This is a genomic window from Pseudomonas sp. TKO26, from assembly GCF_003225665.1.
GTDB lineage: Bacteria > Pseudomonadota > Gammaproteobacteria > Pseudomonadales > Pseudomonadaceae > Aquipseudomonas > Aquipseudomonas saponiphila.
Map to the genome: position 1 here is coordinate 149,973 of NZ_QKLN01000006.1, position 20,252 is coordinate 170,224.

At 61.4% G+C, this 20,252-nt stretch carries 20 protein-coding genes and 1 pseudogene; 12 read left to right on the forward strand and 9 right to left on the reverse strand.

The window, feature by feature from the left end:
• Positions 1–126 precede the first annotated feature (126 nt).
• A complete protein-coding gene (locus DNK59_RS11390) occupies positions 127–924 on the reverse strand; it encodes a helix-turn-helix transcriptional regulator (RefSeq protein ID WP_110723255.1) in 798 nt (265 codons plus the stop codon).
• 85 nt (positions 925–1,009) lie between these two features.
• Between DNK59_RS11390 and DNK59_RS11395 the strand changes: the two genes are divergently transcribed.
• The 5 genes from DNK59_RS11395 to DNK59_RS11415 all read left to right on the forward strand — a co-directional run bounded on the left by DNK59_RS11395 (position 1,010) and on the right by DNK59_RS11415 (position 5,520).
• On the forward strand, positions 1,010–2,008 hold the full coding sequence (locus tag DNK59_RS11395; protein ID WP_110723256.1) for a bile acid:sodium symporter family protein: 999 nt from the start codon (positions 1,010–1,012) through the stop codon (positions 2,006–2,008).
• A gap of 96 nt (positions 2,009–2,104) precedes the next feature.
• The gene (locus DNK59_RS11400; protein ID WP_110723257.1) at positions 2,105–3,133 is read left to right on the forward strand and encodes a hypothetical protein; all 1,029 of its coding nucleotides are present in this window, start codon (positions 2,105–2,107) and stop codon (positions 3,131–3,133) included.
• A gap of 166 nt (positions 3,134–3,299) precedes the next feature.
• Positions 3,300–3,983, forward strand: coding sequence for a hypothetical protein (locus DNK59_RS11405; RefSeq protein WP_110723258.1), 684 nt, complete (start codon positions 3,300–3,302; stop codon positions 3,981–3,983).
• Between the two features lie 93 nt (positions 3,984–4,076).
• The gene (locus DNK59_RS11410; protein WP_110723259.1) at positions 4,077–4,799 is read left to right on the forward strand and encodes a CPBP family intramembrane glutamic endopeptidase; all 723 of its coding nucleotides are present in this window, start codon (positions 4,077–4,079) and stop codon (positions 4,797–4,799) included.
• Positions 4,800–4,899: 100 nt separating this feature from the next.
• On the forward strand, positions 4,900–5,520 hold the full coding sequence (locus tag DNK59_RS11415) for a LysE family translocator (RefSeq protein ID WP_110723260.1): 621 nt from the start codon (positions 4,900–4,902) through the stop codon (positions 5,518–5,520).
• A gap of 12 nt (positions 5,521–5,532) precedes the next feature.
• On the opposite strand, the gene DNK59_RS11420 is transcribed toward DNK59_RS11415, so the two are convergent.
• Positions 5,533–6,411 (reverse strand): LysR family transcriptional regulator, encoded by an 879-nt coding sequence (locus DNK59_RS11420; protein ID WP_102881744.1) that lies wholly within the window; start codon positions 6,409–6,411, stop codon positions 5,533–5,535.
• 101 nt (positions 6,412–6,512) lie between these two features.
• Here DNK59_RS11420 and DNK59_RS11425 point away from each other — a divergent pair, with 101 nt between their 5' ends.
• The 3 genes from DNK59_RS11425 to DNK59_RS11435 all read left to right on the forward strand — a co-directional run bounded on the left by DNK59_RS11425 (position 6,513) and on the right by DNK59_RS11435 (position 10,842).
• Positions 6,513–7,904, forward strand: coding sequence for an aldehyde dehydrogenase family protein (locus DNK59_RS11425; protein ID WP_110723261.1), 1,392 nt, complete (start codon positions 6,513–6,515; stop codon positions 7,902–7,904).
• Between the two features lie 268 nt (positions 7,905–8,172).
• A complete protein-coding gene (locus DNK59_RS11430) occupies positions 8,173–8,421 on the forward strand; it encodes an Arc family DNA-binding protein (RefSeq protein ID WP_092313208.1) in 249 nt (82 codons plus the stop codon).
• A gap of 234 nt (positions 8,422–8,655) precedes the next feature.
• Complete coding sequence (locus DNK59_RS11435) at positions 8,656–10,842, forward strand: TonB-dependent siderophore receptor (protein WP_110723262.1); 2,187 nt, start codon at positions 8,656–8,658, stop codon at positions 10,840–10,842.
• Between the two features lie 162 nt (positions 10,843–11,004).
• On the opposite strand, the gene DNK59_RS11440 is transcribed toward DNK59_RS11435, so the two are convergent.
• The 5 genes from DNK59_RS11440 to DNK59_RS11460 form a co-directional block, all read right to left on the reverse strand.
• Positions 11,005–11,289, reverse strand: a complete 285-nt coding sequence (locus DNK59_RS11440) for a DNA-binding transcriptional regulator (RefSeq protein ID WP_015636246.1) — start codon at positions 11,287–11,289, stop codon at positions 11,005–11,007.
• Positions 11,279–11,596, reverse strand: coding sequence for a transcriptional regulator (locus tag DNK59_RS11445; RefSeq protein WP_110723263.1), 318 nt, complete (start codon positions 11,594–11,596; stop codon positions 11,279–11,281). The genes DNK59_RS11440 and DNK59_RS11445 overlap by 11 nt, the downstream gene beginning before the upstream one ends.
• A gap of 347 nt (positions 11,597–11,943) precedes the next feature.
• Positions 11,944–12,426 carry a DUF4265 domain-containing protein gene (locus DNK59_RS11450; protein WP_110723264.1) on the reverse strand — a complete coding sequence of 161 codons (483 nt, stop codon included), beginning with the start codon at positions 12,424–12,426 and terminating at the stop codon, positions 11,944–11,946.
• Between the two features lie 70 nt (positions 12,427–12,496).
• Complete coding sequence (locus tag DNK59_RS11455) at positions 12,497–13,183, reverse strand: hypothetical protein (RefSeq protein WP_110723265.1); 687 nt, start codon at positions 13,181–13,183, stop codon at positions 12,497–12,499.
• Positions 13,183–14,151: a hypothetical protein gene (locus DNK59_RS11460; RefSeq protein ID WP_110723266.1), complete on the reverse strand. Its 969-nt coding sequence runs from the start codon at positions 14,149–14,151 to the stop codon at positions 13,183–13,185. The genes DNK59_RS11455 and DNK59_RS11460 overlap by 1 nt, the downstream gene beginning before the upstream one ends.
• Positions 14,152–14,460: 309 nt before the next feature.
• On the opposite strand from DNK59_RS11460, the gene DNK59_RS11465 reads away from it, so the two are divergent.
• Positions 14,461–14,742 carry a fructose-bisphosphate aldolase gene (locus DNK59_RS11465; protein WP_110723267.1) on the forward strand — a complete coding sequence of 94 codons (282 nt, stop codon included), beginning with the start codon at positions 14,461–14,463 and terminating at the stop codon, positions 14,740–14,742.
• A 45-nt stretch (positions 14,743–14,787) separates the two neighbouring features.
• Here DNK59_RS11465 and DNK59_RS11470 read toward each other — a convergent pair whose 3' ends face one another.
• Positions 14,788–15,831 carry a restriction endonuclease gene (locus tag DNK59_RS11470; RefSeq protein WP_110723268.1) on the reverse strand — a complete coding sequence of 348 codons (1,044 nt, stop codon included), beginning with the start codon at positions 15,829–15,831 and terminating at the stop codon, positions 14,788–14,790.
• Positions 15,832–16,385: 554 nt separating this feature from the next.
• Here DNK59_RS11470 and DNK59_RS11480 point away from each other — a divergent pair.
• The 3 genes and pseudogenes from DNK59_RS11480 (at position 16,386) to DNK59_RS11490 (ending at position 18,089) form a co-directional block, all read left to right on the forward strand.
• The gene (locus DNK59_RS11480; protein ID WP_110723270.1) at positions 16,386–16,778 is read left to right on the forward strand and encodes a DUF6124 family protein; all 393 of its coding nucleotides are present in this window, start codon (positions 16,386–16,388) and stop codon (positions 16,776–16,778) included.
• Between the two features lie 19 nt (positions 16,779–16,797).
• Positions 16,798–17,004: pseudogene (locus tag DNK59_RS11485) on the forward strand (DarT ssDNA thymidine ADP-ribosyltransferase family protein); the annotation flags it as partial.
• Positions 17,001–18,089 carry a macro domain-containing protein gene (locus DNK59_RS11490; protein WP_110723272.1) on the forward strand — a complete coding sequence of 363 codons (1,089 nt, stop codon included), beginning with the start codon at positions 17,001–17,003 and terminating at the stop codon, positions 18,087–18,089. The pseudogene DNK59_RS11485 and the gene DNK59_RS11490, both read left to right, overlap by 4 nt.
• An 83-nt stretch (positions 18,090–18,172) precedes the next feature.
• On the opposite strand, the gene DNK59_RS11495 is transcribed toward DNK59_RS11490, so the two are convergent.
• Positions 18,173–20,206 carry an LTA synthase family protein gene (locus DNK59_RS11495; RefSeq protein ID WP_110723273.1) on the reverse strand — a complete coding sequence of 678 codons (2,034 nt, stop codon included), beginning with the start codon at positions 20,204–20,206 and terminating at the stop codon, positions 18,173–18,175.
• Positions 20,207–20,252: the final 46 nt, after the last annotated feature.

Below are 20,252 nucleotides of genomic sequence, written 5' to 3' on the forward strand. Positions count from 1 at the left end.
TGCCGCAGGCTGCGATGGGCTGCGCAGCAGCCCCCTACCCGCGTCCTGACAATCCTCGACGCCTGCCCGGCGTCGCTTCGTCGCACATTCGCAACCTGTGGCAGCGGAGGAATTGGCAGCCAGCCGTCATAAATCACGGAAGAATTCACCCGGTGTGGCATCGAACTGCTGGCGAAACGCGGCGATGAACGCCGAGGTCGAGTCATAGCCGCAGGCCAGGGCCACATCGGTGACCCGCTCGCCCTGCTCCAGCGGGGTCAGCGCGCCGAGCAGACGCAGGCGCTGGCGCCAGGCGCGAAAGGTCAGCCCGGTGTCCTTGAGAAACAGGCGACTGAGGGTCTTCTCCGTGACCCCGAGCTTCTGGCCCCACTGGCCCAGGGTGGTCGCCTGCTCCGGATGTGCCTGCAGGCTGCGGTAGATCGTGCGCAACCGCGGGTCCAGGGGTAGCGGCAGCATCAGGTCCAGCTGCGGCGCAGCGGCCAACTGGTCCAGCAGCACCTGGGCCAGGCGCCCGTCGGCGCTGTTCTCGACATACTCCACCGGCAGTTCGCTGAAGGCGCGGATCAGCTCGCGCAGCAGGCTGCTGACCGCCAGCACCTGGCAGCTGTCTGTCGCAGCCCAAGTGGTAACGCTGCAATCCAGGTACAGGCTGCGCATTTCGGTGCGGGGCGAGCTGAACACCCGGTGCGGTACGCCGGCGGGAATCCACACCGCGCGCTGCGGCGGGGCGACAAAGCGTCCGTCACTGGTCTGGATCTCCAGCACGCCGGCAATCGCATAAGACAACTGCACCCAGGGGTGGCTGTGGCGCCGGGTCAGGGCCCGGTTGGGCAAGGATTCGGTGCGCCCGTACACCGGTCGCGGCAGGCTCGGCAGCCCGGGAATACTGCGGCGGACGATCTTTTCATGTCCTTTAGGCGGCATTAATGGGCTCCTTGGCGTTAGTCGGTAAAGCGCAGCCACGTTAGAGTCGCCCCACTGCACTTGGCAACCCCCGGATGAAACCGCTATGACTCGCTCCCGTCTTTTGCCCGACAACTTCACCCTGACCCTGATCGGCGTGGTGCTGCTGGCCAGCCTGCTACCCGCCAGCGGCGCGGTCGCGGTGGGCTTCGGCTGGCTGACCAACCTCGCCATCGGCCTGCTGTTCTTCCTCCACGGCGCCAAGCTCTCGCGCGAGGCGATCATTGCCGGGGCCGGCCACTGGCGCCTGCACCTGCTGGTGTTCAGCCTGACCTTCATCCTCTTCCCGCTGCTGGGCCTGGCGCTCAAGCCACTGCTGTCGCCGCTGTTGGGCAACGACCTGTACCTGGGCATGCTCTACCTGTGCGCCCTGCCGGCCACGGTGCAATCGGCGATCGCCTTCACCTCCCTGGCCCGGGGCAACATTCCGGCGGCCATCTGCAGCGCTGCGGCGTCGAGCCTGTTCGGGATCTTCCTCACTCCGCTGTTGGTGACCCTGTTGCTGAACGTGCACGGCGATGGCGGCTCGACCCTGGATGCGATCATCAAGATCAGCGTGCAACTGTTGCTGCCCTTTATCGCCGGGCAGATCGCCCGGCGCTGGATCGGCGCCTGGGTCGGGCGCAACAAGCACTGGCTGCGTTTCGTCGACCAGGGCTCGATCCTGCTGGTGGTCTATGGCGCCTTCAGCGAGGCGGTGAACGAAGGCATCTGGCACCAGATCCCGCTGTGGGAACTGGGCGGTCTGGTGGTGGCCTGCTGCATCCTGCTGGCCCTGGTGCTGCTGGCGTCGAGCTTTCTCGGCAAGCTGTTCGGTTTCAATCAGGAAGACCGCATCACCATTTTGTTCTGCGGCTCGAAAAAGAGCCTGGCTACCGGCGTGCCCATGGCCCAGGTGCTGTTCGCCGGCAGCACCCTGGGCGTGCTGATTCTGCCCTTGATGCTGTTCCACCAGATCCAGCTGATGGTCTGCGCGGTGCTGGCCCAGCGTTATGCCAAGCGCCCGGAATCGGTGGCCGAACTGATGGGCCAGGTCGACCCATGACCTTGGCTGCCGGGCGGCCCGGCAGTTGGCCGGGTCGATGGCCGTGAGGATTGTGCAATGGCATGATGCCGCGGCGAAAATCATCAAGGACCGCTGATGTTTCCCCATCGAATTCAAGCCCCCAGCCAAGCCGACCTGGAACCGCAGGTTAGCGCCCGCCTGGAGGCCGATGACCAGGCCCAGGTCATCGTCCAGTTCGCCAAGGCCGAGCAGTACGACGGCGAACTGCTGAGTCAGCTCGACACACTCTGCGCCCGTTTCGGCGAGCGCCTCAATGTGCGTTTCTATAGCCATTACCCGGGTAGCGCGTTCGATGCCCGGGTGTTGCTGGCCCTGCCCCATGTCCAGTCCCTGAGCCTGGATTGCCTCGATGCCCTGGAGCATTACGAGGCTATTGGCAGCCTGCCCCTGCTTCGGGAATTTGCCCTGCAGGTGATCAGCGCCAACCTGCCCGGGCTGCTGGCCCTGCCCAACCTCAAGCACCTGCAACAACTGCGGCTCTCCCTGGACAAGGGCCCCGCCATCGACCTGGCACCGCTAGCCGCCATGCCCGAGCTGCACAGCCTGTCCCTCAGTGTGCAAAGCCATCACCTGGACGTGCTCAGCCAATGCCCGGGCATCAGCCACCTGGACCTGCACCGCATGCCGGCCAAGACGCCCCTGGGCATGGTGGCCGGCATGTCCGGCCTGCACAGCCTGTCGGTGAGCTTCGGCAGCCGCGAGGGCATGCCGGAACTGCGCAACCCGTACGTTAAGGAACTGGACATCCTGCGGGTCCGCGGCCTCAACCGCCTGGACCTGGATGGCTTTCCACAGCTTGAAGTGCTGAAGATCGAGGACCAGGCGCAACTCGGCCAACTGGACCTCGGCGGTGCGCCGCAGCTGCGCAAGCTGAGCCTGATCAACCTGAAGAGCCTGGGAGCGATCAACCACCTGCACAGCTCGACCATCGCCGACCTGCGCCTGATCAAGACCCCACAGATAGATCTGCTGACCCTGCTCGACACACAACTGCCGGCCAGCGTGCAGCACCTGAAGCTGCACAGCGGCAAACGCGCCGTGGACCAACAGATCGAGGCCCGGCAACAGCAACTGGGCATCCCTGAACCTCGCGTCCCATACTGAACACCGGCGGCCCCTGTAGGAGCGAGCTTGCTCGCGAAGAACCTCAACGATAACCCGCGCTCACAGGGAACCTGCAGCGCTGTCGAAGCCATCGCGAGCAAGCTCGCTCCTACAGATAGGTATCCACCTCACCGCTCCACCTATTCGGACCTGATAAGGAGATCCCATGTCCTTCGTTCCCGGCTTTACCGAGCTGCTGCTCAATCACCTGAAAAAAGACGAACGCCAGCGCATCCTCAAATCCATCATGGTCACCACTGCTCCGGAACTGTGGCTGAGCCTGGAATCAGCGGCATTGCTGGACATCCACCGCGAACAATTCGATCTCGGCGGCCTGCTGGATCAACGCGACGACTACCGTCCCTGCAACATCAGCGTTGCGCGCAGCAACGTGCCGCGCTGGCTGATCGCCGCAGAACGACGCAAGGTGGATATCTGGGTCGAGGACAGCTACGGCGAACAGCCCTCGACCGCCATCGAGTTCAAGGTGGTGCACAACAACAAGAATGCCTATTACAAGACCTGGGAAATCCGCAAGGACCTGGTCAAGCAGATCCCCCGCACCAGTCCCGGTGAGCGCATCGAGCGCTGGGGCATCGTGCTGCTGAGCTACTCACGCTTTTACAGCGACCAGCAAGGCAACTACAGCTATGGCCAGTTCGACAGTTGCCAGGCATTTCTCGATGCCTTCGAAAGAGGACTGAACGACAACAACGAATGGTACGAAGGCGCGCCGGAGCTGGAACTGGTGATGAGACCAACCCGGATAGCCGACCTGGACGGCGCGAACTACATAGAACCCGGGAAAGGCTCGGGGGTGTACCTGGCGTTGGTCAAGCGCAAAGGCTGAATGCCCTTTGCAAGTGCCATCTGAAAGCGGTTCCCGGCGACCGCCGACAGTGGCACTATGCCGCCCCGCTTATCCCACATTCATGGAGTGACTGTGACTCATCTGTTTTCCCCACCTGGGGTCTGCGCCCCTGAGCGTTCTACCTACCGGTTCTTTCCCAGGGTCGGCCTGTTCATTCTGGCGACCCTGTTGTACATCCTGTCGGGAGTACCCGGCATCCTGCTGATGCCGACCGTGATGCAGAGTTATCTGGTGTTCGTCATCATCAGTGGTGCTGCCGCCCTCTCCCTGTCCATCCTGTTCGCCATCCAGTACCGTTCCGGCCTGGCCGCGCAGTTGCGCGGGCGAACATTCATCCAGCCATTAAAAATGGGCGCGCTATGCCTCATCGCGCTCTATGCCCTGTGTGGCGTCATCATCATGTTTATTTCGCTGCCTCAAGAAGCATTCATGAACGAATTGCTGACGGGGCTCGACACACGGCAAACCCTGATCAAAGTCGCCTCACTGATTGTGCTGCCACCGATTCTCGAAGAACTGTATTTCCGCCATTACCTGCTGCGGCTGTTTCCGTATGAGAACAGCCAGCTCTGGAAATGGATTGCCGTGATCGCGACGTCGGCCATTTTTGCCGGGTTCCACACCCAGTACGACAACTGGACGTCCATCGCCCTGCTTTTTGCCTGTGGCTGTGTGCTTGCTATCGCGCGCATAGCCAGTGGCGCAGTGTTGGTCCCGATACTGCTGCACATGCTGTTGGAGGTCATCGCGCTGAGCGCTGATTGGGCCTTCAAACTGGCCGACCTCTATGGCTGATCGGCGTTTCAGTCAGGACTCGCCCGGTGCTTGAAACAGCACAAGCGGCGGTGCTCGTGGCCTGTTAACCTGCCCGCAACCTCACGTCGAAACCTGCCCCATGTCGATCACCGAGAATCTCCTGGCCTTCACCCTGGCCGCCACCCTGCTGACCCTGACCCCGGGCCTGGACACCGCCCTGGTGCTGCGCACCGCCACTGTGGAAGGCAAACGCCAGGCCCTACGCGCGGCGCTGGGGATCAACGCCGGTTGCCTGCTCTGGGGTGCGGCCGTGGCCTTCGGCCTGGGGGCCCTGATTGCGGTGTCGGAGCTGGCCTTCAATCTGTTGAAGTACTGCGGCGCCGCCTACCTCGCCTGGCTGGGGCTGAACATGCTGTTGCGCCCGCGCCGCACCTTTGCCCCCGCTGGCACCGCTGAAAAACCCGGGGCCAACTGGTTTCTCAAGGGCCTGCTGGGCAACGTGCTCAACCCCAAGGTGGGGATCTTCTACGTGTCCTTTTTGCCGCAGTTCATTCCCCAGGGGCAGCCACTGGTGCTGTGGACCTTTGGCCTGGTGAGCATTCACGTGGTGCTGGGGCTGGTCTGGTCGCTGCTGCTGATTGCCGCCACCCGGCCCCTGGCGGGTGTGCTGCAGCGGGAAAAGGTGATCCAGTGGATGGACCGCACCACAGGGGTGATCTTCGTACTGTTTGCGGCTCGCTTGGCCTTGAGCAGGCGTTGAACATCGCTCCCCTCAAACCTCAGCCAGCACCGCGCCCCGCTCTTCCAGCAACTTCACAAAACTGCTCAAGCTCTGGGACACGGTACCGCGCCGCCAGACCAGCCAGGTGCGCAGGAAGCGAAAGCGCGGGGACAGCGGCCAAACGCTCACCGTGGCGCAACCGGGCATGCTTTCCAGCATGCTGCGGGGCATCAGTGCCAGCCCGGCGCCGGCGCTGACGCAGGCCAGCATGCCGTGGTAGGACTCCATCTCGTGGATCTTGCCCGGCACCGCCGCGTCCTGGGTGAACCAACTTTCGAAGTGATGGCGGTAGGAGCAGTTGGCGCGAAAGGCGTAGATGCTTTCGCCATTGACCTCCCGCGCCCGGGTAATCGGCGCATGCCCCAGGGGCGCGATCAGCACCATCTCTTCCTCGAACACCGGCAGCCCTTCCAGGGCCGGGTGGCGCACCGGGCCGTCGACGAACGCGGCCACCAGACGCCCGGACAGCACGCCTTCGATCATGGTCCCCGAGGGGCCGGTGGACAGGTCCAGCTCGACCTTGGCGTATTGCTGGTTGTACGCCGCGAGCAAGGCCGGGATGCGCACCGCCGCCGTGCTTTCCAACGAGCCCAGGGCAAACGGCCCCTGAGGTTCCTCGCCGGCCACGGTCAGGCGCGCTTCGGCCACCAGGTCGAGAATGCGCCGGGCGTAGTCGAGGAAGTTCCACCCAGCCGGCGACAGGCGCAGGCGGCTCTTCTCGCGGATAAACAGCTCCACCCCCAGGTCCTGCTCCAGTTGCTTGATCCGCGTGGTCAGGTTCGACGGCACCCGGTGGATCAATTGCGCCGCAGCGCTGATGCTGCCCTGCTCGGCAACGGCCTTGAAGATTTCCAACTGGACCAGATCCACAGCATTCTCCAAACGTGAACGACCTGCTCAATATTATTCAGTTTTCAGCAAAGAGCCAGCGCCGTAACCTGCCGTCATTCCCACCCGAGCAGGACGGTGCCATGAGCCTTGTTTCCAGCCACACCCACGCCTTGTCGATCAACCCGGCCAGCGGCGAGCAGATCGGCGCCTACCCCTACCAGTCCGAGGCTGAAACCGACGCCACCCTGGAGCGCGCCGCCGCGGGTTTCGCCCAGTGGAAACGCCAGAGCGTCGCCGCACGCGCCAGCCATCTGAACGCCCTGGCTCAAGCCCTGCGGGACAACAGCGAAGCCATGGCACGCATGATCAGCCAGGAAATGGGCAAGCCCCTGCCCCAGGCCCGCGGCGAAATCGAAAAATGCGCCCAGCTGTGCCTGTGGTACGCCGAGCACGGCCCAGCCATGCTGGCCCCGGAAGCGACCCTGGTGGAAAACAACAAGGCACACATCGAGTACCGCCCCCTGGGCCCGCTGCTGGCGGTGATGCCGTGGAACTTCCCGATCTGGCAAGTGCTGCGCGGCGCGGTGCCGGCGCTGCTGGCGGGCAATACCTACGTGCTCAAGCACGCGCCGAACGTCATGGGCAGTGCCTACCTGCTGCTGGACGTCATGCAGCGCGCCGGTTTCCCTGAAGGCGTGTTCGAGCTGCTCAACGTCACCCCGGACGGCGTGTCCCGCGCCATCGCCGACCGCCGAATCGCCGCCGTGACCCTGACCGGCAGCGTGCGCGCCGGCATCGCCATCGGCGCCCAGGCCGGTGCCGCGCTGAAGAAATGCGTACTGGAGCTGGGCGGCTCCGATCCCTTTATCGTGCTCAACGACGCCGACCTCGACGAAGCGGTCAAGGCCGCGGTGATCGGCCGCTACCAGAACACCGGCCAGGTCTGCGCCGCCGCCAAGCGCCTGATCATCGAGCAAGGGGTGGTCGCGGAGTTCACCCGCAAATTCGTCGCAGTCACCCGCGCCCTGGTGATGGGCGACCCACTGGCGAGCGACACCTACATCGGCCCCATGGCCCGCTTCGACCTGCGCGATGAGCTGCACGAGCAGGTCCAGGCGACCCTGGCCGAAGGCGCCACCCTGCTGCTGGGCGGCGACAAGGTCGAAGGCGCTGGCAACTACTATCAGCCCACGGTGCTGGCCAACGTCACCGAGCAGATGACCGCCTTCAGGCAGGAACTGTTCGGCCCGGTGGCCGCCATCATCAGCGCCCGGGATGCCGAGCACGCCCTGGCACTGGCCAACGACAGCGAGTTCGGCCTGACCGCGACGATCTTCACCCAGGACCTGGAGCGGGCCCGGCAGATGACCGACGAACTGGAAACCGGCGGCGTGTTCATCAACGGCTACAGCGCCAGCGACCCTCGGGTGACCTTCGGCGGGGTGAAGAAAAGCGGCTTCGGGCGCGAACTGTCGCACTTCGGCGTGCGCGAGTTCTGCAACGCGCAGACGGTGTGGTTGGATCGGCGTTGACGCCGGGCACAGGGCCTCAGCCATCGGCCAGAGGCCTTGTTGCAAACGGACATTCAACGGTGGCGAGAGGGGGCTGGCGCCCTCTCCCCCGGCTCTTGATTGAGCGGCCTGGATTTATGCGGCGCAATGCCCAGATTCGACCCGGCGGATGGCCAAGCCTGCTCGGCGAAACCAAGCCCGATCCTACTGTTTTTTCAGAATTTTCTTGAAGCCCTGCCTGCCCCGACCTTTCTATGATGTTTCTTTTTGATATCACCCGAGGTCCGGCATGTGCGCCCCCGCCCAAAAGTTCATTGTTCGCCTGCCTGGTGAGCTTCACACCCAAGTCAAGCGCATCGCCAAGCAGGAAAACCGCAGCATGAACCACGAAATCGTCGACCGCCTGGAAAAGTCCCTGGTCGCCTCCGACGCCCGAGGCCACGACGAAAAGCTCATCACTATCCTGCTGGGCAAGATCGAATCCCTGGAACAGCAGATCGAATCCCTGCAGATGAATTCCGATCAGCCCACCTCGTAGCCCAGCCTGTTCCAACCATCAGGGCCGGCATCCGCCAGTGCGGCCAGCCGGCCCTGTGCCTTTACCCTCTCGCCACAGCTTGTATGATGGCGCCCGTCCGATGCTGCGAACCTGCAATAGCCGCCTGTAAACCGGATACCCGCTGCGCTGCCCCGCTACTGCCCAAGCCCACCCGCTGCTTCAAGGGCCTGCCCGGCCTTACGCTGCTGGCTGTGGTGCCCTCAAGGAAAATTCATGCCCCCCGCTCCCCCGACGTCCCGCTCATCCGTCCTCAGCGTCGGCTTACCCGGCCATCGCCTGACCCTGGGCCTGCTGCTGGCCGGCAGCCACGCCGTGGCCAACGCCGCCACCGAACTGCCAACCCAGACCATCAGCACGCAAGCGCCTTCCGGCTACCAGAGCGACAGTGCGTCGGTGGGCGGCTTCAGCGAAACGCCGCTGCTGGACACCCCGGCCGCCATCAGCGTGATCAATGAAGACATGATCCTCGACCAGCAGGCCCGGTTGCTCAGCGACGTGCTGAAGAACGACGCCTCGGTGGGCCAGAGCTACGCGCCGGTGGGCTACTACGAGAACTTCGAGGTGCGCGGCTTCTCGCTGAACGCCGCCAGCAACTACAAGATCAACAACCGCACCATCACCGGCGAGCAGAACGTGGCCCTGGAAAACAAGCAGCGGGTGGAACTGCTCAAGGGCCTTTCCGGCCTGCAAAGCGGTGTCAGCGAACCGGGAGGCCTGATCAACTACGTGACCAAGCGGCCCACGGATATCCGCTCGGTGACCGTCGCCACCGACGATCGCGGCAGCGGCTACCTGGCCACCGATGTCGGCGGCTGGTTTGGCAGCGAACAGCAGTTCGGCCTGCGCGCCAACCTGGCCCATGAAGACCTGCACTCCTACGTCGAGCACACCAACGGCCAGCGCGACTTCGCCTCCCTGGCCCTGGACTGGAACATCAGCCCCAACGCCCTGCTGCAACTGGATGTCGAATACCAGAACAAGCAGCAGCGCTCGGCACCGGGCTATCAGCTACTGGGCGGCACCAGCCTGCCCCACCACGCCTCACCGAAAAAGCTCCTGGGGCATCAGAGCGGGTCGAAGCCTGTGGCCAATGAATCGCTGAACATCGGCGGCAACTTCGAATACCGCTTCAACGACGACTGGAAGGGCAACCTCAGTGCGTCGCGCAGCAAGGTGGTGATCGACGACTACAGCTCGTTTGCCTGGGGTTGCTACGGTTCTCCCAGCTGTGCCGGCATCAAGGTGCCCAACCACTTCAGCCCGGAAGGCAACTACGACATCTACGACTTCCGCAGCCCCGACGACACCCGGCGCAACGATGAAGTACAGGCGCTGCTCAATGGTCGTTTCGATGCCGCGGGCCTGGGCCATGAGTTGACGGTGGGGACCAGTGCGTTCCGTCGAGTGGTGGAACGGCGCGAGTCCATCAACGAGATGATCGGCAGCGGCAACATCAACAGCGACCCGGACAACTTTTCGCGCTTTGATGGAGCCCTCAAGGACTCCCACAAACGCCTCGACAGCCGCCAATACGGCCTGTTCCTCAGCGATCGCATCAGCTTCAACGAACAGTGGCAGACCGTCCTCGGCGGACGCGAAGTACGCCTCGACGAAGAAAGCTTCGACAAGGACGGCGTGCGCAATCGTCACACCCAGCGCTACATGTTCCTGCCCCAAGCGGCGCTGATCTACAAACCGATCAGCGAACTGTCGCTATACACCCAATACAGCAAGGGCCTGAGCCTGGGTGGTCAGGCGCCCTGGTTCGCCAGTAACAGTAGCGACACCCTGGCCCCCACCGTCTCGCGCCAAATTGAAACCGGGATCAAATACGACTGGCAGCGCATGAGTTTTACCGCCGCCCTGTTCCAGATGCGCCAGGCCTACCAGTACTCGCGCCCCGATGCCTCCGGCGGTTTCACCTACGTCCAGCAGGGCCAGCAAAAGAACACCGGCCTGGAGCTCTCCGCCAACGGCTGGGCCACCCAGCGCCTGCAGATTGCCGCCAGCGTCGCGGCGATCCGCTCCCGGGTCGAGGGCAGCGGCACCCCGGCCTACGAAGGCCACCAAAGCCTCAACGTCCCCCGCCTGCGGGCCAGCCTCCAAGGCGACTACGCCCTGCCCTGGCTCGACGGCCTGGCCCTGCTGGGCGGCATGCAATACAGCGCCAGCAAATACGCCGACCGCCAGGGCAACGTCGCCACCGGCGCCTACGCCATCTTCAACATCGGCAGCCGCTACAGCACCCGCATTGATGGCTACGACACCGTGTTCCGCCTGACCGTGGACAACCTGTTCGACAAACGCTACTGGCGCGATGCCGGGGAATACATGGGCGACGACTACCTGTTCCAGGGCGCGCCGCTGACGGCACGGTTGAGTGCTTCGGTGAACTTCTAAGGCAGACGGCCCCTTCCTACCTCTCCCGTAGGAGCCGGCTTGCCGGCGAAGGCAGTCTCAAGGACACCCTCGCAGGCAAACCAGTGACTATGCGAATCTGTCAGGCATACACAAAAAAGCCGGTCATCAAGACCGGCTTGTCAGCGCCTGGTCTACTCGCCATCAAACCGGCTGCAAAGCCCGCAAGGCTTCAGGGTACTGGCTGGCCACACGCAGCAGCGTTTGAGCCGCGCCTGTCGGCTGGCGCCGGCCTTGCTCCCAATCCTGCAGTGTACGCAGGCTGACCCCCAACAGCGTGGCGAACGCACTCTGAGAGAGCCCCACCTTAGCCCGGGCCTCTGCCGCCCCGGACAGTTTTACCACCGTTGCACGCGCCGCCTTGCCGGCTTTCATCTGGCCCACCGAAGTCAGCAAATCCTTCTGAAACTGCTGCAGTTCATGGTCCATGCCTGATTTCCTCTTTCAATTGATTCAGAAAGCCCATGGGCAGGTTGTCTAACTTCGCCTTGGTGTAGACGATCAGCAACCAAATAAGACCTTCCGAAAGCAAGTTGTAGTAGATGACCCGTGTGCCACCGCGCTTGCCGATGCCACTGCACGACCAGCGCACCTTGCGCAGCCCTCCGGCACCGGGGATGACGTCTCCAACCCATGGGTCTGCGACCAACCAGGTGATGAATTCCAAGCGCTCGGTGTCATTCCAGATCGGCTCGGCGTAACGCTTGAAGACCTCGGTTTCGATGACGGCATACATGGCTCCACCATCTACGGCAAGGCCGTACAGACGAACAGACAGGCATTCGTCCGACACAACCTGCTGGCGCTGGAAAGACCAATACCCCTGCCGCAACCAGGCATCGCAAGGGGTGGACGTTTGATCTACTCATCACCGAGGGTGGCCGCAATCATCGAGGGCAGCCACTGCTTACCGAAAATACAGATTTGCCTTACGGGGTCGGAGCCGGGTTACCGGCGAAGGTGTCCTCAAGAGAGCCGTGGTAAGTCTAGGTGCATCACTCTGCGGCGACTCGAAGCTGCCAACCTGCTTGATCGGTTACTTGGTCGGTTACTTGGTCGCTCTGGCGGCAGCCCCAAGGATGATCACACGTCCAACCACCAGTTCAACAGCGTCTCGTCCTCATCGTCATCGAGGTTTTTATAGACATTGGCGTAGTACCACTCGATCCCGGTTTGCTCGCGGAAGCGATCGAACACCGCATTGATACGGTCCATGCCATTCCTCGCGGGAACAGCGAATGACAGGTTCCCCTCGAACAGCACATCCAGGGTTCCGCTCAGTTCACCAGCGACCTCGTTTTCAAGCGCACTGATCACCGCCGGATCAATGTAATCGGCATAGATCTGAATGCAGAAATTCCCGCCCCGGCGCAGCACTTGCGCCGGGGCATCGGGATTGCGGATTGAAACGATATCGCCCCGCGCCAGGTTCTGCGCCAGGCCCGGCGAGGACAGCAACTCGTAGGTATGCTCATCGATGCGTCGCGCCAGCAATTCCTCGCGAACGGCGCCACCGTCATCGGCCATGTACACCTGGATCAGCACAGGGGATTGCTTGTCATCCATACGGGGCTCCACAGTTTCCACGTTCAACACCTGATCCTTGTTCCATTACCCAACGCTTCCATCCCCTGCCTCAAGGCAACGGCTCAAACCGCCCACTGCCCGCATTCCACGCAAACCACGGCAACTTGCAGTCCTGAAAGCCAATCCGCACCTGCTCCCCCTCACCCTGCACCTGCAAGGTATCCACCCCCAGGTTGCGACACCCTGGCGCCGCAACCGCCAGGCTCTGCAGCAACTTGCCGGTGGCCTTGTCCATCACCTCCACCGTCGTGATCCGCTGATCATTGCCCGGCATCGGCACCTGGAAATACCAGCGTTTAGTGGAAGCACTCTGCAGCAGCGTGGTGACCGGCTGCGGCCACGAGCGATCCGAATCCACCAGGCCCACCAGCTTCAGCGCAATGGGCAACGTCTTGCCCGTGCGATAACTGGTCCAGGTGCCGCGCACCTGCTCCTGCTGGCGGGAGTTCAGCAAGTCATTGAACTGCAGACGCGCCACCGGCAAGCCCTGCTCGTCCAGCTCATCCATGGCCAGCGTCTTGTTGCTGTAGCTGAAGGTCGGCTTGAGGCGGATCGGCGTGCGATAGCGCTGATAGGCATAGGTGCCCTGATACACGGCATTCTGGCTGCCCAGGGTCAAGACAATCGCCTGCTTGCCCAAGGTCCCCTCATACACCCCATGGGACGCCTGCGCCGGCAACAGCCACAGCGCCAACACCAGCACCGCCAGCCCCCGAGCAACATCAAACCCGCGCATCAGAAACGCTCCTCGCCCGACGACAGATATTCCAAACGCTCAGGGGTAATCACCCGGTAATAATCCCAACGCCGAGTGCGCTGGTCGTAATTGATGAAGTCCTGCTGGCTGAACTCCATCTGGCCACTGGGGGAAAAGCGCAGATCACCCTGCGCGGCAAACTGCTCCAACTGCGGATGGCTCCGGTAGGTCCGCAGATCCCGGTTGTACAGGTAATACCGCGTGGGCGAGCACCACACCCGGCCATCCGACGCTTCCACGCGATAGCCCTGGACCTGAAAATCCATCCGCGCCTCGGCATGAAAATGCCCGAAGGTCAGCGTCTTGGTGCCCACGGACGACAAACACCACTGCCCGCTAATCTCCTGCACCCGCTTACCGGTGGCCCGGCTGATCACCCGGATACTGTCCACCTGCGCCACCTCCTCCCCGGCCTTGCGCGCGGCATGCACACTGAAATAGAAATCCCGATCGAACACCGGCTGCAACAACTCCCCCTCAAACGCCTCCCGCTGACTGCCGCCAAAGCGCGTCACCCGCTGCAACTGCAACGGCTGCTGCGTGCCCGTACGCAGATCCACCAGACTGCCCTGCAACGCATCCGCCCCCTCGGCGAACGGCTGCAACGACACCGCCGTCGCCGGCAGGGTCGGGTTGTCCATGATGTTGATCAAGAGCGCAGAGCCGGAATGGAAAGGCGTGGATTCCAACGCCATCGGCAGGCGCTCGGACTCGGAGAACCAATAGCCGGACATACCGCCGCCGTATTGGGAGTCGTAGGTTAGGGCCAGTTCAACCGGGGTGTCGCCGAGGGTGCCGCGGTAGGTAGTGGTGGGGTTGGCTTGGGCGGTGGGGGTGATGAGCACGAGGCCGAGCAAGAGTGCTGGGGTAAGGCGCAAAACGAGGTGTTGCAGGTGACGCTGTTGGCCAGCCCTTGTTTGCGGACTGCTGCCAATGGGCTGGGTCATACCTGCGTTCCTTGCGGTGGGGAAAAGGGGCGCAGGATAGCAAAATCGCTGGGAGATAGAGGGTATTGCTGATGCTGATCGCCTCTATAGCAGCGGATATGAAATCTTCAGGAAACTCAGCCTGTCCCTACCTGGAAGAGACCGCTCCTACAGAGCTGCCATTGCCCATCATCCACCTCGCCCATATAGTTTTTTAGACCCTCGATTCTGGTCCGCAGCACTTCAGAGCTCCGTCGAAAGGAACAAACTGCACCCCGGTTGATTCGCAGCAACAGGTGGCGACTTTTCACTCTTGGAAGGAACGACACCATGAGCAATATTGACCCGTCCGAACGCTTTATCCCGCTCACCCCAATTGCTAGCGATGGCCCAGTGTCGTTTATCGACAGCCAGGCGCCATTGGTGGATCTGCATGCGTGTGCGAGTGAGCGCTTGGTGACTGCGCTTGATTATCTGAATTTGATGGCCTGCGCTACGTTTCGAGATTCAAGCGACAAGGACCTTGGTACCGTGACCAACACCGCTAGATTGTTGCTGCAAGATGTACGGGATGTGTTGGCAGTGATTGAGACAAGTGCGTTTAGCGTGTGATTTAAATACTAAAAAGCCGGCCACAAGCCGGCTTTTTCTACCTCATCAAATCTCTTCCGACAGTACCGCCGTCCAAACCCGCTTCAACGGCAACTCTGATTTGATCCCCTCATCCAGCCGGTCGTAATACATAAACAGCTGTTCCAGCAGATCGTCCTGGCTCCATAAGCGCAGGCGGAAGAAACTCGACGCCAGCTCCTTTTGCACATTCGCGCGATAACCACCCCACGCCACGAATAGCCCCTGACCAGCATTGAACTTACTCATCGCACCGAGCAGTTTATCGACAGTTGGTCGATCAACCAAACCCGTGCCCGACTTCACTTCAACGCAGATGGCTTGCCCGCCAAAGCCCATCACGCCGTTACTGGCCAAAATATCAACGCCGCCATCGGCGCCTTCGGGGCTTTGCCAGACACTGAAGCCTTGTGCACGCAGTATCGCCGCCACCAGGGTGGTCAGCCGGTGCCCTTTAAAACGTCGTTCAATCAGTCGAACGATATGGTCTTTACCTGTACGTTCTAGATCCGTTTCGGCCTCTTCAACAGCCACCTCATCCGATGCAGTAGCGGTGTCACACACCAACTGCTGCAACGTCTCGGGCTGCCAGTTGTGGCTGGCCATGGAACGAATGCGCTCTTCTGCGTTATTGCGCTGAATGCGGCAAATGGTCATAAACGCGCCGAAGCTGTAGAGCAGGTCTTGGGAGAAATTGGAACGAGGGATTGCTTCGCCGATCCACTCAACCGCTCGCCAATGAAAGAATGGATCAGGTCCGGCGCTGGAGAACTGATAGCCGTCGACAAGTTTGCCGATATAAACCACCGGCTGGGTTTTAAGCGGCAGTACGACCAAATCTCCAGCCTGCATACGCCGAGCGAAGGGCCAAATTTGGCTGCTCCAATTCTGCAGCGTTTTGGGCTTCGCTTCTGGGTAACGTACCGACAGCTCTGCCTGTACTTCTTCGCGATTCTTTAGGGTATTCAAGTCGACATTCAGTCCATCCCATGTCACATAGACACGGCGCTCACTGATGAACTTGTCCTCAAACTCCCCTGCAGACCCTGCCCGGACCAGCCATACGGCCATTGGTGTTTCTCCCTGTTTGTTGTACACAGCCACTATCGAGCTGGTTCTAGCAAGCGCAACTAACCGATACGTATGTGCTCTTTCAGTCATCTAACTCGGCGGATGACCTTTGGTGCGTAGAGCTGATACCTGACGATTGGATCAAGTGCAAGGGTTGGATGGCGTTTCGTTGTCGCTCAATGGCGGGGCCTCGGTTTAACTCAACTCGACTGGCACAAGGTCACCGCCCAATTCACAACTACTTGTAAGGCTAGTCCCTTTCTATTGAGCGACTTTTCCTAGAGAATCCAACCCGCTTGCGCCTGATACTTCGGCTGGCTAGGCTCGGTTCATCACTGCATATCAGTGATCGGGTTTAGCAGCTCGAATCATCACATTGGGCGCATCGACGTCACCTATCAGCAGAGTTTTTCTTCTGCTTTTTATGGTGGCTGTGCGCAGGGCACCTTCGGGTGCGCCGGTTTCCAATGTGACCGGTCTGCTAACCTGCGTACAGCTGCCACTCCTTCGTTTAGCAGCGATAGCTGGCAGCTCCATTCACATTGGAGTGCACCATGAAAAAGCTCGTTCCCGATCCGCCCCTACCCTTACCTGGGCAATTCAGAACTCCCGAACACGATATCGATACCCAGCGCATTCGTTTGGCCTTGGCCACGCATAGCGCCGAAACCTCGATCCTCAATAGCCTGAAAGACACCGTACCTACGTCCGTAGGTCATCAATCCATGTTCAGTGTCCGCCCCGGTATCAATGCCGAAGAAGCGTTGGTGCATGTGTCGTTGCTGCTGGACTGTGCGGTACAGGTCAGCGATGAAATCACCGAACGCGCCAGCGGTGTGGAGCGTGGGTTGATTTGGTCGATGATTCATTCGGTGGAGATGGCTAGAGCGGTGGTGGATTCGTTGCTGGATGCCAACAGACCGGCAGAAAACATTCAGCAAATCTGAGGAAGGAGGAAGCGGGGTAAGACGTGACTTATCCCGCCCCCCCGATGCCCCTAGAAAAATGGAGCGTTATCAGGCTGAAGCGCTGATTCACAATTACCTACCGATTACAGGACTCCTTGGCATCATGTGCTACAGCGATGCAATGAAAAAGCGCATAGAACAAGACTTGGCGGCCCGAGGTTTGGCTCTGTCTGTTCATGCGCGTCCAGGATGGTATTTCCAATGATCCGTTTTACCCAAGGCAACCTTCGGGAAGCCAAAACCGAAGCCCTGGTCAACACGGTGAATACCGTTGGCGTGATGGGCAAAGGAATCGCTCTGATGTTCAAAGAGCGCTTTAGCGAGAATTACCGTCTGTACTCGGCAGCCTGCAAGGCTGGCGCAGTGGAGACAGGCAAAATGCATGTCACCGCTGTCAACGAGTTGGATGGACCACGCTGGATCGTGAACTTCCCTACTAAGCGCCACTGGCGTTCACCCTCTCAGATGGCTTGGATAACTGAAGGGTTATATGACCTGCGACGTTTCTTACTCGAAAACCAGGTGAAGTCCGTCGCAGTGCCTCCGCTGGGTGCCGGTAACGGTGGCTTGAAATGGCCTGAGGTTCGAGAGCAGATCGTTTCGATACTTAGCGATCTGGATGTCGACATTTTAGTGTTTGAGCCTTCTAAACAGTATCTGAACGTCGCCAAACGAAACGGAGTGGAGAAACTCACCCCAGCTCGCGCGCTGATTGCAGAACTGGTTAGGCGTTATTGGGTTTTGGGCATGGAGTGCAGTCTGCTGGAAATTCAGAAACTCGCTTGGTTTCTTGAGCGAGCCATAGAAAAACTGCCAAACACAGAAAACCCTCTTGACCTTAAATTTGTTGCTCACAAATTTGGGCCATACGCCAACCGCCTGGAGCATTTGCTGAATAATTTGGATGGCAGCTATCTGCACTGCAACAAGCGAATCAGTGACGCCGATATTAATGATGTGATCTGGTTCGACGATGTGCGCAAGACTTTTCTGCAGACTTATCTCAAAACCGAAGCCAAAGAGTACGCCCAAGCACTGGAACGCACAGCTGAGCTGATCGACGGTTTTGAATCCCCCTTTGGTATGGAACTGCTGGCAACGGTCGATTGGTTACTTTACCGAGAAGGGATTTCTCCAACTGTGCCCGCCGTGCGAGAAGCATTGAAGCATTGGGACGGCGGGGCCGGCTCCGCCGCTCGCAAGAACAGGCTGTTCGACGATCAGGCGCTTGATATAGCGCTCAAGCGCCTAACCACCAGCAGCTTCAGCCTTGAACTGGTTACCTATTAAATAGAGCTCAGACGGTCTTGCGGCCACCTTCGCTGGCAAGCCAGCTCCTACACGGGCTGGCGTCAACTGATGACTACGCGCTGTCACCGCACATTCCGATAAAGCATCAACCGCGCCCCCTCATGCATCCCCCGCGTCAACTCCAGCAACCGTTCAAACTCCTGCGGATGCTCCTGCGCCACATCCTCTCGCGGGGTGCTCGACGCCAAATCATGCAAGGTCGCGCCACTGCCGTCGTGCTGCATCTGCAACAAAAAGTCCTTGGTCACGCCGCCAATCACCGGGAAGGTCCCTTCCCTCAATACCAGCGGTACCACCCGTTCCCCCTCCGGCGCGGGCTGCTGAATGTCCCGCCCCATAGCGCCATTGGTGAAGGGCATCCCGGCCATGCCGGCCACGGTGGGCAGCAGGTCGGCGAGGCCGACGGCGTCTTCGATCACTCTGGGCTGCAACATCCCCGGGGCATGGATCAGCAGCGGTACGTTGTTGCTTTCCAGCCCTAGCTGTTCAAAGGCGGGGGCCATGTGGGGGATCTGGCTGATGCGGGTGTTGTGGTCGCCAAAGAACACGAAAATCGTGTTGTCGTAGTAGCCGCCGGCTTTGGCGATGTCCATTAGCCGGCCGATGTTGAAGTCCAGCAGGCGCACGGCGTTGTATTGCTCCAGGCTGCGGGAACCTGCGGCCTGGACTTGTTCCAGGGGCAGGTCTTGAGCTTGAAAGCCGTCGTTGTCCTTGGGGATGGTGAACGGGCGGTGGTTGCCGGAGGTTTGCAGGTAGGCGAAGAACGGTTGGTCCTGGGGGATGGCGCGCAGCAGGCGGTCGCTTTCCTTGAACAGGTCGAGGTCGGAGATGCCCCAGACGTCCACCAGGGGCGATTGCCAGTGGCTTTCGTCGTACAGGCGCACGTTGTCGATGCTTTGGCGGATCAGGCCGTTGATGTTGGCCCAGCCGGCGTTGCCGCCGATCAGGTAGAGCTTGTGGTAGTCGCTGAAGGCGTTGATCAGGCTGTGTTGGCGGGTGATCAGCGGCTGGCGGGTGGCGGTCTCTTGGCGGGTGACGTCGGGCACGCCGGTGATGCTGGCCCACACGGTCTTGGCGGTGCCGGTGACCGGGACGTAGAAGTGTTTGAAGAACCAGCTCTGGCGGGCCAGGCGGTCGAGGTTGGGAGTGGGGTTGAGCGGGTTGCCGTAGGCGCCCACGGCGCTGGTGCCGAGGGATTCGAGCATGACGAAGATGACGTTGGGCGGCCGGGGGCGGTCGATGCGGTACGGCTGAATGCCTTGTTGGCGGGTGAAGTTCAGCCGCTGCGGGTCCGGGTGCTCGACACCAAGGTAGCGGGCCAGGGCCGGGTAGTGTTGGCGCACTTGGGCTTCGTCGTACTGGGCCTGGCCGGCCTTGAGGGTGTCGTAGAAGAACAGCACGGGGTTCAGGCCCAGGGCGGCGATCTGGCTGTTGCCGGAGAAGTAGGCATCGCTCCAGCGCAGGGGCACGGGGTTTTCCAGGTTGAGGTTTTCTACCCGGCCCAGCAGGGCGAGGAACACGGCGGCGATGCCCAGGGCGCTGACGCTGGCCAGGGACCAGCGGCCCAGGGGTTGCGCCGGGCGATCGAGGGTCAGGCGTTCCAGGCGCAGCAAGGCGTAGCAGCACAGGGCCAGGGCAGCGCCCCAGGCGAGGACGATCCACAGCACCGGGTAGCTTTCCCAGAGCATTTGCCGGGAGATCTGTGCGTCGTCCAGGTAGCGCAGCACCGTGGCGTTGATGCGTACGCCGAGGTAGGCGTAGTGGCCGAAGTCGATGATGTACAGCAGCCCTACCCCGCCCAGCACCAGCAGCAGGTAGGCCCGGGCCAGCCAGCGCAGGGCCGGCAGGCGCAGCAGGTTCCAGCGCGGCAACCAGGCCAGCAGGGCCAGGGGCAGCAATATCAGTAAGGTCAGGCGCAGGTCGAAGCGCAGGCCGATGCCGAGGGTCTGCAGAATGGCCTCGCGCTGGTCGGCGGCGCTCAGGTCGACCCCGGAAAAACCCACGGCGAACAGCAGCCGCAGCAGTGCCAGCAAGCCGAATACCAGCCCGATTGCGCCCACGCCGTAGCGCAGGCGGCGTGATTGCAAGCCGCCCATCATTGACCTCTGTGTGGTGTTGTCGAAGGCCGCGGCGCGGCCTGTT

Bases quoted from the DNA above. Each gene is read 5' to 3' on its own strand.
- DNK59_RS11390 (WP_110723255.1), bottom strand. From the start codon at position 924: ATGCCGCCTAAAGGACATGAAAAGATCGTCCGCCGCAGTATTCCCGGG.
- DNK59_RS11395 (WP_110723256.1), top strand. From the start codon at position 1,010: ATGACTCGCTCCCGTCTTTTGCCCGACAACTTCACCCTGACCCTGATC.
- DNK59_RS11400 (WP_110723257.1), top strand. From the start codon at position 2,105: ATGTTTCCCCATCGAATTCAAGCCCCCAGCCAAGCCGACCTGGAACCG.
- DNK59_RS11405 (WP_110723258.1), top strand. From the start codon at position 3,300: ATGTCCTTCGTTCCCGGCTTTACCGAGCTGCTGCTCAATCACCTGAAA.
- DNK59_RS11415 (WP_110723260.1), top strand. From the start codon at position 4,900: ATGTCGATCACCGAGAATCTCCTGGCCTTCACCCTGGCCGCCACCCTG.
- DNK59_RS11425 (WP_110723261.1), top strand. From the start codon at position 6,513: ATGAGCCTTGTTTCCAGCCACACCCACGCCTTGTCGATCAACCCGGCC.
- DNK59_RS11430 (WP_092313208.1), top strand. From the start codon at position 8,173: ATGTGCGCCCCCGCCCAAAAGTTCATTGTTCGCCTGCCTGGTGAGCTT.
- DNK59_RS11435 (WP_110723262.1), top strand. From the start codon at position 8,656: ATGCCCCCCGCTCCCCCGACGTCCCGCTCATCCGTCCTCAGCGTCGGC.
- DNK59_RS11440 (WP_015636246.1), bottom strand. From the start codon at position 11,289: ATGGACCATGAACTGCAGCAGTTTCAGAAGGATTTGCTGACTTCGGTG.
- DNK59_RS11445 (WP_110723263.1), bottom strand. From the start codon at position 11,596: ATGTATGCCGTCATCGAAACCGAGGTCTTCAAGCGTTACGCCGAGCCG.
- DNK59_RS11450 (WP_110723264.1), bottom strand. From the start codon at position 12,426: ATGGATGACAAGCAATCCCCTGTGCTGATCCAGGTGTACATGGCCGAT.
- DNK59_RS11455 (WP_110723265.1), bottom strand. From the start codon at position 13,183: ATGCGCGGGTTTGATGTTGCTCGGGGGCTGGCGGTGCTGGTGTTGGCG.
- DNK59_RS11460 (WP_110723266.1), bottom strand. From the start codon at position 14,151: ATGACCCAGCCCATTGGCAGCAGTCCGCAAACAAGGGCTGGCCAACAG.
- DNK59_RS11465 (WP_110723267.1), top strand. From the start codon at position 14,461: ATGAGCAATATTGACCCGTCCGAACGCTTTATCCCGCTCACCCCAATT.
- DNK59_RS11470 (WP_110723268.1), bottom strand. From the start codon at position 15,831: ATGGCCGTATGGCTGGTCCGGGCAGGGTCTGCAGGGGAGTTTGAGGAC.
- DNK59_RS11480 (WP_110723270.1), top strand. From the start codon at position 16,386: ATGAAAAAGCTCGTTCCCGATCCGCCCCTACCCTTACCTGGGCAATTC.
- DNK59_RS11490 (WP_110723272.1), top strand. From the start codon at position 17,001: ATGATCCGTTTTACCCAAGGCAACCTTCGGGAAGCCAAAACCGAAGCC.
- DNK59_RS11495 (WP_110723273.1), bottom strand. From the start codon at position 20,206: ATGGGCGGCTTGCAATCACGCCGCCTGCGCTACGGCGTGGGCGCAATC.